This window comes from Litoribaculum gwangyangense, from assembly GCF_039543505.1.
GTDB lineage: Bacteria > Bacteroidota > Bacteroidia > Flavobacteriales > Flavobacteriaceae > Litoribaculum > Litoribaculum gwangyangense.
In genome coordinates, this window is record NZ_BAABJW010000003.1 from 41065 (window position 1) to 54480 (window position 13416).

Annotated in this window: 8 protein-coding genes; 4 read left to right on the forward strand and 4 right to left on the reverse strand. The window is 35.2% G+C overall.

Features of this window, described 5'->3' with window-relative positions; genetic code table 11:
* Positions 1-26: 26 nt before the first annotated feature.
* The 3 genes from ABD963_RS09720 to ychF form a co-directional block, all read right to left on the reverse strand.
* Entirely contained in the window at positions 27-2690 is a 2664-nt protein-coding gene (locus ABD963_RS09720; protein ID WP_345276775.1) for a DNA gyrase/topoisomerase IV subunit A, read from the reverse strand.
* Positions 2691-2696: 6 nt separating this feature from the next.
* Positions 2697-4559 carry a DNA topoisomerase IV subunit B gene (locus tag ABD963_RS09725; protein ID WP_345276776.1) on the reverse strand — a complete coding sequence of 621 codons (1863 nt, stop codon included), beginning with the start codon at positions 4557-4559 and terminating at the stop codon, positions 2697-2699.
* Between the two features lie 175 nt (positions 4560-4734).
* Positions 4735-5829 carry a redox-regulated ATPase YchF gene (gene ychF, locus ABD963_RS09730; protein WP_345276777.1) on the reverse strand — a complete coding sequence of 365 codons (1095 nt, stop codon included), beginning with the start codon at positions 5827-5829 and terminating at the stop codon, positions 4735-4737.
* Between the two features lie 360 nt (positions 5830-6189).
* Here ychF and ABD963_RS09735 point away from each other — a divergent pair, with 360 nt between their 5' ends.
* The 3 genes from ABD963_RS09735 to ABD963_RS09745 are packed head-to-tail and all read left to right on the forward strand — an operon-like array spanning position 6190 to position 11330.
* Complete coding sequence (locus tag ABD963_RS09735) at positions 6190-9306, forward strand: SusC/RagA family TonB-linked outer membrane protein (RefSeq protein ID WP_345276778.1); 3117 nt, start codon at positions 6190-6192, stop codon at positions 9304-9306.
* Between the two features lie 10 nt (positions 9307-9316).
* Positions 9317-10753 (forward strand): SusD/RagB family nutrient-binding outer membrane lipoprotein, encoded by a 1437-nt coding sequence (locus ABD963_RS09740; RefSeq protein WP_345276779.1) that lies wholly within the window; start codon positions 9317-9319, stop codon positions 10751-10753.
* A 13-nt stretch (positions 10754-10766) separates the two neighbouring features.
* Entirely contained in the window at positions 10767-11330 is a 564-nt protein-coding gene (locus ABD963_RS09745; protein WP_345276780.1) for a hypothetical protein, read from the forward strand.
* A gap of 51 nt (positions 11331-11381) precedes the next feature.
* Here the strand turns inward: ABD963_RS09745 and ABD963_RS09750 are convergent, their stop codons facing one another.
* Positions 11382-11777: an ACT domain-containing protein gene (locus ABD963_RS09750; protein WP_345276781.1), complete on the reverse strand. Its 396-nt coding sequence runs from the start codon at positions 11775-11777 to the stop codon at positions 11382-11384.
* Between the two features lie 101 nt (positions 11778-11878).
* Between ABD963_RS09750 and ABD963_RS09755 the strand changes: the two genes are divergently transcribed.
* Entirely contained in the window at positions 11879-13357 is a 1479-nt protein-coding gene (locus ABD963_RS09755) for a carboxypeptidase-like regulatory domain-containing protein (RefSeq protein WP_345276782.1), read from the forward strand.
* Positions 13358-13416 lie beyond the last annotated feature (59 nt).

A 13416-nucleotide genomic window follows, 5' to 3' on the forward strand; every position in this document is an offset into this window, starting at 1 on the left:
TCATAAACCTCTAATTCATAAAAATATTAGAACAACGTTATTTGTCCTTCGCTATCAATTTCAAAATCATCATCGAGTTTGCTTTTAGTAGTATTGGTTTTATTTTCAGTTATACCATTATCATCTGGCTTAACCTCGGTTTCATCAATTACCTCAAGTTCATCTGCATGAACTTCCTCGGGAGCTTCATAGGGCAACGGGTCGAGTAAATTGATTTGGTTTACCTTTTCCTTGGTCAATTGATTGCCTTGAGCAGATATGCCTTTTATGTCAATAAACTCTTCTAAGTTAATTATTAAATTATCCCTTCTATCTTTTCCTCGCTCTTTAGCAAAAACAACTTCTGCCATGGGTTTCCAATCCGTAGAAACAATTTCCAATAACGAATTGGGATGCTCAGAAATAAAGGTTTCTTCCTTGCCCTCATTTTCAATCAAGAAACGTTTCACATAATAAAGTTCTTTTTCACCATTGTAATAAATGGCAGAAATTGGTTTTTTAGGCACCCATTTTTCCAAAACAATCATATCATCATCAAAATGCATGGTAACCTCAGGCGTTACGGTTTTAATATTGCCAGATTGGGTAATGATTAATAATTTATCTTCTCCTCTAAACTCGCCTACCAACTCGCCTCTACCATCAACATTTAGACGCTGAACAGCATCATCAAACCAAATTTTTCGGGGTTTTAATGTTGAAAGCCCTTTTTCCTTAAGTTCAACTCTTTTTACGGAATATTTAGTTACCAAATTCCCCTTTGAAACACGTCCTTTTATGAGAATATCCGCAAAATCAATATCCCACTTCAATTTTTTAATACTACCAGCTTGCCTTAATAAAATAGTAACTACTTCTGCTTCACCATTGGGATTCGCCGAAAAATATAAAACCAATGAATTTTTATTTCCATTTGTTAAATCGTACTCCCTATCTCTGGTAATACCAGTAACCGCAAATCGTTTAATGTATGAAGGACCTCCTTTACCATCACGATAAATCATATTATAAATGGTTCGCTTATCTTTCTTTTTAAACACGGCCACATGGATAATATCTTTACCTACAAATGTTTTGGAATCCACTTTGGTTACCATCATTTTTCCATCAGCATTAAACACAATAATATCGTCAATATCGCTACAATCACAAACATATTCGTCTCGCTTTAGTGAGGTTCCAATAAAACCTTCTTCTCTATTTACATAAAGCTTGGTGTTTCTTATAACGACTTTAGTGGCATCAACATCATCAAAAGTTTTTATCTCTGTTTTACGCTCTCTACCAGCTCCATATTCTTTTTTTAATCTCGTGAAATAAGCAATCGCATATTCTATAAGGTGCTCTAAATGATGTTTTACTTTCGCTATTTCTTCCTCTAAAGCATCAATTTTTTGTTGAGCCTTATCGATATCGAATTTTGAAATACGTTTGATTCTAATTTCTGTTAAACGCACAATATCCTCTTCGGTAATGGCACGTTTTAAATGCTTGATGTGAGGTTGAAGACCTTTATCGATGGCTTTAATAACGCCTTCCCAAGTTTCTTCTTCCTCAATATCACGGTAAATCCTGTTTTCGATAAAAATACGTTCCAGAGAAGCAAAATGCCATTGTTCTTCAAATTCCCCTAATTTTATTTCTAGTTCTTGTTTTAAAAGCTGTACCGTATTATCTGTGCTGCGGCGCAGCATTTCGGTAACCCCAACAAACAATGGTTTATTATCTTCGATAACACAACCCAATGGCGATATGGAAGACTCACAAGCCGTAAAAGCATACAAAGCATCAATGGTTTTATCGGGAGACAAACCTGAAGGCAAATGAATCAATATTTCTACATCAGCAGCTGTATTATCTTCTATTTTCTTAATTTTAATTTTTCCTTTTTCATTGACCTTCAAAATCGAATCGATTACCGAAGAAGTCGTGGTTCCAAAAGGAATTTCAGTAATTACCAGGGTATTTTTATCTAATTGTGATATTTTGGCACGAACGCGCACTCTTCCACCGCGCATGCCATCATTGTAATTTGAAAAATCAGCTTCGCCTCCTGTTGGGAAATCTGGCAAAATAGTAAATCGCTTTCCTTGTAAATGCTTTATAGAGGCATCAATAAGTTCAATAAAATTATGTGGCAATATTTTTGTTGAGAGACCAACCGCAATACCTTCGCCACCTTGAGCTAAAAGCAGAGGGAACATGACAGGTAAGTTTACAGGCTCTTTTCTTCGGCCATCGTAACTGGCTTGCCACTCGGTAATTTTTGGGTTGTAAACCACATCTAAAGCAAACTTAGATAATCGTGCCTCAATATAACGTGAAGCCGCTGCACTATCACCCGTTAGAATATTTCCCCAGTTCCCTTGTGTATCAATCAACAAATCCTTTTGTCCAATTTGAACCATGGCATCGGCAATACTGGCATCTCCATGTGGGTGATACTGCATAGTATGTCCCACTATATTAGCCACTTTATTATAGCGACCATCATCCAAGTCTTTCATAGAATGCATAATACGGCGCTGTACAGGTTTAAATCCGTCTTCAATAGCTGGTACAGCACGTTCTAAGATAACGTAAGATGCATAGTCTAAAAACCAATCCTTATACATACCCGTGACTCGGGTAATCGTTTCCTGAGGTTCGTCTTGCTGGTTATTTAAGTTGTCGTTTTCTTCTTCTATCATAAGTTTTTAAACTTTCTCGTCTTCAATTAAATCCAATTCAACTTTCAAATTATCGATAATAAATTCTTGTCGTGTTGGCGTATTTTTCCCCATGTAGAATGATAATAATTCCTCAATAGACATCCCTTCATCCAACATTACAGGATCTAAACGAATATCATCACCTATAAAATGTTTAAATTCATCAGGTGAAATTTCACCAAGTCCTTTAAATCTTGTTATTTCTGGTTTTGGTTTTAGTTTTTCGATGGCATCCCGTCTTTCTTCTTCGGAATAGCAATAAATAGTTTCCTTTTTATTACGAACACGAAATAGTGGCGTTTGAAGAATGTACAAATGGCCTTCTTTTATCACTTCAGGAAAAAATTGGAGAAAGAACGTGATTAATAACAATCGAATATGCATACCATCCACATCAGCATCTGTCGCTATTACCACATTATTATAACGTAAATCCTCAAGCGACTCCTCAATATTTAAAGCCGCTTGCAGTAAGTTGAATTCTTCGTTTTCGTAAACAATTTTTTTGCTTAAGCCATAGCAATTTAATGGCTTCCCTTTTAAGCTAAAAACCGCTTGGGTATTCACATCACGGGATTTTGTGATACTTCCAGATGCGGAATCTCCCTCGGTTATAAATAAAGTCGTTTCTAAATTTCGCTCATTTTTTATGTCGCCAAAGTGTACCCTGCAATCGCGTAACTTTTTATTGTGGAGACTAGCCTTTTTTGCCCTATCTTTTGCTAACTTTCGAATACCTGACAACTCTTTACGCTCACGCTCGGCCTGCAAAATTTTACGCTGTATTTTATCTGCAGTCTCGGGGTTTTTGTGTAAATAATTATCCAAATAGGTTTTTACAAAATCGTTAATATAAGTTCTTACCGTTGGGTAATCGCCACCCATATCGGTAGATCCTAATTTGGTTTTAGTTTGACTTTCAAATACAGGTTCCATCACTTTTATGGCAATAGCACTTACTATGGATTTTCGAACATCGGAAGCATCGTAATTTTTTCCATAAAATTCGCGAATGGTTTTTACAAACGCTTCCCTAAAAGCATTTAAGTGCGTTCCTCCTTGGGTGGTGTTTTGTCCGTTTACAAAAGAGTGGTATTCTTCACTGTATTGAGATTTACTATGTGTTAAAGCGATTTCAATATCGTCACCTCTCAAATGGATGATCGGATATGTTCTATCTGATTCATTGATGTTTTCACTCAACAAATCTTTAAGTCCGTTTTCACTAAAATATTTTTCACCGTTAAAAACTATGGTTAGGCCAGGATTAAGGTACACATAGTTTTTTAACATCTTGATGATGTACTCGTTCCTGAATTTATAATTCTTAAAAATGGTTTCATCTGGGATGAAAGATACCTTGGTACCTTTTCTTCGAGACGTATCGTCCAATAAATCTTGATTTATAAGATTACCTTGCTCAAATTCTGCGGAGGCACTTTTGTTATCACGGGTAGATTCTACTCTAAAAAAAGATGATAAAGCATTCACTGCTTTCGTACCTACCCCATTTAATCCCACCGATTTTTTAAAGGCCTTAGAGTCATATTTTCCCCCGGTATTCATTTTTGATACTACATCCACCACTTTTCCTAAAGGAATACCTCGACCATAGTCCCTAACCGTTACTTTGGTGCCTTGAATGGATATTTCTATGGTTTTTCCAGCACCCATAACATACTCATCAATGGAATTATCTAAAACCTCTTTTAAAAGAATATAAATACCGTCATCAGGCGAGGAACCATCACCCAACTTACCAATATACATTCCCGGACGCATACGAATATGTTCTTTCCAGTCAAGTGAACGAATATTATCTTCGGTATAATTGGTTTCTTGAGACATAAAATGTGTGAAAAATTAAGAATAGGACGCTAATATAGCACTTCGATGTAAAAAATGAAACCTATGTTGAGTAAAGTAATTAACAATAAAAAACCAATGTTGTTGAGAACATTGGTTTTCTGTTGTTAAGATGATATTTCTAGTTACATGGTCTGTTTTAATAGCTCATTTCGACCTAAACGTTAAATAAGAAGTGCATGACATCACCATCTTTAACAATGTAATTTTTTCCTTCAACACGCATTTTACCTGCTTCTTTCACTTTAGCTTCACTTCCATAAGACACATAATCATGATATGCGATAACCTCAGCACGAATAAAGCCCTTTTCAAAATCGGTATGGATAACCCCAGCAGCTTGAGGCGCTGTAGCACCAATATCGACAGTCCAAGCTCGAACTTCTTTAACACCCGCCGTAAAATATGTTTGTTGGTTTAATAACTTGTAAGCTCCTCGAATCAATTTAGCAGAACCTGCTTCTTCCAAACCTAAATCTTGTAAAAATAGTTGACGCTCTTCGTAATCATCCAGTTCATTGATATCTGCCTCAATAGCTACAGCTAAAACCAAAACCTCAGCTTGTTCATCTTTTACAGCTTCTTTAACTTTTTCAACGTAGGCATTACCAGAAACAGCAGAAGCTTCGTCTACATTACATATGTACATAACAGGTTTATCGGTAATAAACTGTGAAGGCTTTACAAAATCGTTGTAATCATCTTCGTTAAATTCTATGGCTCTAATGGAGATACCTGCCTCTAAACTTGACTTTATCTTTAGCAAAGTCGCTTCTTCTTTCTGGGCCTCTTTATTACCTGTTTTAGCGGCTCTTTTTACCTTATCTAATTTTTTATCAACGGTTTCAAGATCTTTAAGCTGCAATTCCATATCAATGGTTTCCTTATCCCGAATGGGATTCACATTTCCATCAACATGCACTATATTATCATTGTCAAAACAACGCAAAACATGCAAAATAGCATCAGTTTCACGAATATTGGCTAAAAATTGGTTACCTAGTCCTTCGCCTTTACTCGCACCTTTAACCAAGCCTGCAATATCTACAATTTCAACGGTTGCAGGCACTACACGCTCTGGTTTAACTAATTCTTCAAGTTTCTCCAAGCGCTTATCTGGCACATTAACCACACCAATGTTGGGTTCTATCGTACAAAAGGGAAAGTTTGCACTCTGCGCTTTTGCATTTGATAAACAATTAAATAAGGTTGATTTTCCAACGTTTGGTAGGCCTACGATTCCTGCTTTCATAATTTACTAGGATTTTTGCGAGTGCAAATATAATGTATAATAATAGTAAATAAGTAATTTTTAATATCACTTGAGAATAAAAATAGGTTTTACATAATTAAATTCAACATGATGGGCAAGAACCAAGTAGCAGAATTAAGATTGTTCAGGTAAATTTTAAATAAAAAGGTTTTATTGTAAGTATTATATTACGATAACATTAAGATATCCTAAGTTATTTACTTACTTTTTTAACAGAACAACAAATAAAATTAGGTTATATTAAATGTTTCTAAAAAAAGACACTTTTTGGCAAAATATATTTGCAACCTTAGCATTTTATCTAGACTTTTATGCTCAACTAATTCAAACTATTAAAATATGAAAACAAAATTCACTAGAATTTTAATACTGTTTATGGTATTTGTTGTGCAGTTAAGTTTTGCTCAACAAAAAACAGTAACAGGTACTGTGACAGAAACCTCAGGAATGCCGCTTCCTGGAGCCTCGGTAATAATTAAAGGAACATCAACAGGAACATCAACGGACTTTGATGGAAAATTTACCATTGATGCTAAAATAGGACAATTTCTAGTTTTCAGTTATGTTGGATATTCCACTCAAGAGGTTGAAATTACATCAACCCTATTAAATGTGGTTTTAAATGAAGATGCAGAATCTTTAGACGAGGTAGTTGTTACCGCTATTGGTATTAAACGTAAACCAGATGAAATTACAACAGCTAATCAGGTTGTTAAATCAGAAGAACTTAATCAAGCTAGTAACCCCGATGCAGTTCAGGCACTGGCTGGAAAAGTTTCCGGTTTACAAATCAATACCACCTCTGCAGGTTTAACACCTAATACCCAAATAACATTAAGAGGTAACCGGTCGATCTCTGGTAACAACGCCGCACTGATCGTTATTGATAACATTGTGTCTTCTGCTGAAGTTTTATCGACTTTAGACCCAAACACCATTGAATCCATGAACGTTATTAAAGGTGCTAATGGTGCTGCCTTATATGGCGAACTAGGTGCTGCGGGTGTTATTATTGTTACAACTAAAAAAGGTGTAAAAAGCCTTGATAAATTTTCAGTGAATGTGATATCATCTGCAACCGTTGAAGAGATTGCCTACTTACCTGAAACTCAAGACCGTTTTGGACAAGGTTGGGGAGGTAATATTGAATCTGTAGATCAAGGATCATGGGGTGTACCCTATAATGGTATTTTAATCCCAATAGGAACTCCTGATTCGGAAGGTAATTTTAGATATTTTCCTTACAGCCACATTGAAGATAATATCCTTCCCTTTTTTAACAAAGGTATTAACTTACAAAACTCCGTATCCATTTCTGGAGGAAATTTAGATTCAGGCTACATAACATTAAGTTTTTTAAACCAGAGTCTTAAAGGTATCATACCCGACAGTAGATTAACTAAAAACAACTTTTCTTTAACAACAGGGAAAAAACTTGGTAAATTTAGTGTACAAGGTATTGCTAGATATACAAGCCAAAAAACAAATGATGTTAATAGTATAGATGTTGATAATAAAAATGAAGATAACACCTACCCAGGCATAAGCATGTATCAACGACTAATGAATACTGCTGGTAATATTCCTGTTCAAGCCTTTAGTAGTGGTGATAATAATGACCATTGGACCATTTATGAAGATAGCCCCTATTGGACATTAAAAAATGATCGAAGATATGGAAACAGAAGTATACTCGATTTATCAGCAGAGTTCATGTATGAAATTAACGAAAATATCAATACTGTACTGAGATCCTCTATTAGAAGCACTCAAAATAATGATGAAATAAACAGAAATGGTTTCCAGGATACCTTTTTCTACGTAGGTGGCGACCGCTCTATTCGTTCGTTTTATCAAATAGATAATAACGATGAGCGCTTCATCTACACTGATTTTTTAGTTAACTTCGATTATAACCTTAATGAAAATATCACATTTAAATCCAACGTCGGTGTAAACCTAACGGATAGAAAGTTTACTCGTGAAGTTAATGGAGGGTTTGATTTAGCAATCCCAGGATTATTTCAATTATCAAATATCACTTCTTTACCTGATTATTGGGAAGAAAATAGAAGAAGTAGAACTCAAAGTATGTTCGCTCAATTAGATTTTGGATACAAAGATTATTTATTCTTAAACATTACAGGAAGGAACGACTGGAATTCAGTATTACCCGAAGCAAACAGAACCTTCTTTTACCCATCGGTGGGTGTTGCTTTTATTCCAACCAAAGCTATTGAGGGCTTAAAAAGCGATATCTTACACAAAGCAAAATTATCTGCTTCCTATGTAAAAACAGGTAATGCAACAGCTTTGAGTCCACAACAAGTACCAACGGTAGGATTGGTTGATACATTTTATCCAGATTCAGGACTTGTATCCTTAATTGGCCAAGGTTCGGTAGTCGATCAAAATGTTAAAAATGAATTTATTAACTCTTTTGAGGTGAACGCCAATTTAGAATTTTTAAATATCCAAGTACCTAGAATAACGCTTGATGTTTCAGCCTCGATTAGTAAAAACTCTGACCAGATTTTAAATATCTCAAGTTCGTCAGCAACAGGATTTACTAATTCTTTAATTAATGTTGGTGAAACAAAATCTAAATCTTTAGAAATCGACCTAGGGTTTACACCCATAAAAACTCAAGACTTGGAATTAAGTGGTAGAGTAGGTTTTAGTACATTCAACACCAAAGTTGAACAAGTAACTGATCAATCTAACAGAGTCGAAGTAGCAAATCTTGGTGGAACCATTGGTGCTTATGCCGTAAAAGGTCAGGAATTCCCTCAATTATTAGGAACAGCTTATGAAAGAGACGATCAGGGAAGGGTTGTTGTTGATAGTAATGGAAATCCTTTAATTAATTCAGAATTACAAGTTTTAGGTCAAGCAACTCCTGATTTTATTCTAAATTTCGCCCTTAATTTAAACTACAAAGGCATCAGATTAGCTGCTGTGGCAGATTATAGAACGGGGCATCAATTTTATTCTGGAATTAAAAACCAATTATCTGGTCAAGGTAGAACTTATGAAACCACCTTTAATGATAGACAACCGTTTATCTTTCCTAATTCAACCGTTGAAGGAAGTGGTGTAAACAATACAACCGTACTAACAGCAGCAGGTTCCAGTGGAAATGATCAAGCATTAGGAGAAGCTTATGGATATTACACTGGAGACCACAATACTATTGATGAAAACTTTGTAGTAGATGCCACCGCTTTCAAATTGAGAGAGGTAAGCTTAAGCTATGATTTACCTGCTAAATTTATTCAACAATTAAAATTATCCAGATTTAATATCGGGGTAAGTGGAAGAAACTTATTAACTATATTACCTCGATCAAATTTTGACTACAACGATCCGGAATTTGCGGGTAGATATGGGTTAGCAGGCTATGGTATTACACCTCCTACAAGATATTATGCGTTAAATGTTAACTTATCATTCTAAAAAAATACAAATGAAACAGATTCATAAAATATTGGCATTTTTAATACTTATTTTAGGTGCCACCTCGTGCGACAGTTATTTAGATGTTAATGACAGCATTGACAATCCGAATTTAGATGAACTTAATCCAAACCAATTAATCGTTGGAGCGCAAGCATTAAGTGCTGAAACTTATACCAATAGAGTTAATAGAATAGGCAACTGGATGGCCGTAGCATGGTCTGGAAACTATCAAGCTTTTAATGATGCTTACGGACCTGAAAGTCGATACCAATTTTCTTCTACATTCTATGATGATATTTGGGATGATTTATTTCGGTATGTCTCAAATTTTGCAACCATTGAAAAATATGAAGATGGCAAAAATTGGGGAAATCAAAAAGCAGCGGCAAAAATACTTAAAGCCTTTTATTTTCAATACATTGTAGATTTATATGGTAATGCACCTTACACGGAAGCATTTGATGGAACAGATAATTTGTTTCCAAAATATGATGATGCACAGGACATTTACCTCAGCTTAATTGATTCGATAGATGAAGCTGTAAGCTTGATAGATGCTAGTTCTGAATCTTTTGGCAATTCAGATATCACGTTCAATGGCGATATGGATCAATGGGTAGCTTTTGCCAATACCGTAAAACTACGTTTACTTGTGCGTTTAATTTTAAAGGCTGAAGGTGATGCTACGCTACTGTCCAAGGTAAATAGTGAATTTGCGGAACTTAATAGCGCTACATTCATCACTGAAGATGTTACGATTAATCCAGGTTACGCTGATACGGATGATAGACAAAATCCTTTTTGGGAAGTTTACGGTTTTACACCTGCGGGTGTTGAAACAAATCAAGGAAGACAAACAGGCCCTTCACTTTTTGCCGTTAACCTAATGAGTGGTGACCCTAGATTAAATTTAATTTGGGACGGCGCTGCTGGTACCGAACAAAATGGTGGTGGCAGTTCCTCTGGTATTGGTGATGGTATTTTAAAAGGTCCTGATGCCGATTTACCAATTATGCTTGCTTCAGAAAGTTATTTTCTACAAGCGGAGGCTATAGAAAGAGGGTATTTAAGTGGCAACGCACAAACTATGTTCAATATGGGAGTTCAAGCCTCTTTTGACACACTTGGAGCAGGTGATGCTTCTGCCTACATTACCAATACCGATGCGGATGCCAATTTAGGCTTTAATGGTGGTGATGCTTTAGGCGCGATTATAACCCAAAAGTGGATTGCACTTACAAGTGTGTCTGGAGCAGAGTTGTGGATTGAGTATAACCGAACTGGTTATCCAGCCAATTTACCTTTACCAGCTAACTCTACTGATCCTAATATTCCTGTACGATTATTATATCCTGCATCAGAATATTCAGGTAATTCAGACAATGTTATTAGTCAATCAAGAAGTGATGCATTTAACTCTAAAATATTCTGGGATGTTAACTAAAAAAAATAACCTTATGAAAAATTTAATCCAAACCAAATACATATTAGCACTAGTTTTTGGCATGGTATTACTGTCTTGCGACCAAGATGATAGTATACCCAATACACCATTAGCGAATACCACCCTAGCAGAAGTCGTTGAAGATAATATTACGGTTACTGAAGGTAGTGATGTCACATTTACCATTTTACAACAAAATTTAATAGAAGGTAAATCTGATTTCTGGGAAGGTAGTTATGTTTATGATGATCCTATCTCTGGACAATTAGGCATGAGAATCACGGGTGGTACGGCCACTGAAGGTGAAGATTTTGTACTTAATAATTATGACTGGGACAATGATACTGGTAACTATAATTTTATGTTCATACAAGATTTTAGTCCTTTTTTACTACAAGATGGTTATATATATAACTATGATGCGACTACCAGTCTTCAAAATTTGATTACCGATTTTATTACTATTATAGACGATGGTATTAGTGAAGGTGCAGAAACTATTGAATTTCAATTATACCCGGTGGCATTGGGATTCATCATCATTGACGATTCTTTTACAATCACTATCAATGATTAAAACGTTTTATTGAATTATAATAAGTCGTCTAAAGAGTCTTTTTTAGGCGACTTATTTTTTTGATAACCTTAGTAAAACGCTCATGGCCTTTTCGGCATCTTTCGCATTTACAAACAAGTGGTCATGATAGTAGCCCGCTATCACATTACAACTTATGTTATGCTTTGCTAACGCTGATGAAAATAGTGCTGTTAAACCCACTGCATCCAATGATGAGTGCACCATAAGCGTAATCCATGAAGCTACAAAATCATAATCAAATTTAAATTCATCGGCCTTTTTTTGTTCCATTACTAGGGTAATGCCTTCCGGTTCTTTAAACTCACATAAAATATCAGCCCTGTTTATAAAACTTACATCGGTTACCGAAACAAAAACATAGTTACCCCCATGAAGCTTTGGGTTCATTTCACGAATCAACTTAGCTAAGTTTTTTTCTCCTGTCATTTTTGTAGTTTAGCAACAAACCTAAGAAAAATTTAAGAGTAAAGCGATGCTTCTGTAACATATCAAAACATGAATCGTTGAGTTCATATAAACCATCACGTATGAAATATCTTTATTTACTTATTGGTATATGTCTATGCCAATTTTCAGGTTTCGCACAAAGTGTTACAGCCAGATTAATTGATACAAACACTAAAAAACCCATTCCGTATGCAACCATAAAAACAGGTGAATTTTCTGGAATTATCTCCAACGAAGAAGGCTATTTTACCTTAAACACGGATGAGGGTAATTTAAAAACAGTTAGTATTTCGTGCTTGGGTTACCAAAGTAAAACCTTATCTATTGAAGACATTGAAAAGACCAATTTTGTAATTGCCCTTAGCGAAGCCATAAACCAACTAAATGAAGTGTTTATTAGCAATAAAAAACCTAATGCCGATTCTATCATAGCGCGAGTTAAAGCGAATATTACAACCAATTACAACACCAATCTTTATCAATACAACATTTTTCACAGAACCACCAATTATGTGGATTTTGGTGAATTAACCTTTGAAATTGATAAAGCCTCACACTTTGGTAAAAAAAATTTAGAACAAGCCAATGCCGATTTAAACGCCCTATCTAAAAAAATAAGTGAAAGCGATATCAAACACTTTACCGATTTTAAAGGCGAGTTTTACAACTTAACCAAAGACAGTAGCAAACTAACAGTAGTTAAAGCCACCAAATTGGTGGACTATAAAAACGATTTTTCTATGGAAGACGTGGAAGAAAAAGCAAAAAAAATTGTCCTTACCTATTTAGATACCACCAAAACCTATAAATTAAAAACGGGAATTTTTAAAATTGAAGATTCGCTATCTCTAAAAGACGAAGATTTTAAAGATAACAACCCGAAAGAAGAGTTTACGTTAAAACATTTAAACAGTCAGGCAAAATCCTTGTTACGACGCGCCCAGTTTTACGACAACTCCTTTTTAAACAAACTCTTAGATGCCAATTTATACGAATACACCTATCAAGGCATTACCTATAACAATTCAGAGTTAACCTATATGATACACTTTGAACCCAGACGTGGCAAAGCCAAATACACTGGCACCTTTTTTATTAGTGATGACACCTACGCCATTACCAAAGTAGATTATAATTACTATAAAAACAGACATGGCGACAAGCTCAATCTAAAACTTCTTATAGGCGTAAAATATATTGAAAACCTCAGTGAAGGCACTATTCTGTTTGAAAAAAATAGCAATAATATCTACCAACCCAAGTATGTAAAACGCCATACAGGAAGTTACTTTTATATAAGCCGTGGCTTAAAGTTTATTGAAAACAGCAGTGCCAAAAACAAGGTAAGTTTTGACTTCACCTTTGAAGGCGATGCCAAGGAAAAAGAAGAATTGCTTATCACCCAAAACAGCGTATTAACCCTTGAGGATTTTAAAGCCATAAAACAAGAAAAAGTGGCACCTTATAAGGTATTAAACAAATTTGAAAAATCCACTTGGGAAAACGAAGACACCTTGGAAGCTACCCAAGAAATGAAAGCGTTTGAGGTTAAGGAGTGATTTTTTGGTGATTCGCTTATCGTATTAGGATATGAATCCGTTTTAATGATTTTATATCC

Excerpts from the sequence above, each read along its gene's own strand:
- ABD963_RS09720 (WP_345276775.1), bottom strand. The coding sequence starts at position 2,690 with ATGATAGAAGAAGAAAACGACAACTTAAATAACCAGCAAGACGAACCT.
- ABD963_RS09750 (WP_345276781.1), bottom strand. The coding sequence starts at position 11,777 with ATGACAGGAGAAAAAAACTTAGCTAAGTTGATTCGTGAAATGAACCCA.
- ABD963_RS09740 (WP_345276779.1), top strand. The coding sequence starts at position 9,317 with ATGAAACAGATTCATAAAATATTGGCATTTTTAATACTTATTTTAGGT.
- ABD963_RS09755 (WP_345276782.1), top strand. The coding sequence starts at position 11,879 with ATGAAATATCTTTATTTACTTATTGGTATATGTCTATGCCAATTTTCA.
- ychF (WP_345276777.1), bottom strand. The coding sequence starts at position 5,829 with ATGAAAGCAGGAATCGTAGGCCTACCAAACGTTGGAAAATCAACCTTA.
- ABD963_RS09725 (WP_345276776.1), bottom strand. The coding sequence starts at position 4,559 with ATGTCTCAAGAAACCAATTATACCGAAGATAATATTCGTTCACTTGAC.
- ABD963_RS09735 (WP_345276778.1), top strand. The coding sequence starts at position 6,190 with ATGAAAACAAAATTCACTAGAATTTTAATACTGTTTATGGTATTTGTT.
- ABD963_RS09745 (WP_345276780.1), top strand. The coding sequence starts at position 10,767 with ATGAAAAATTTAATCCAAACCAAATACATATTAGCACTAGTTTTTGGC.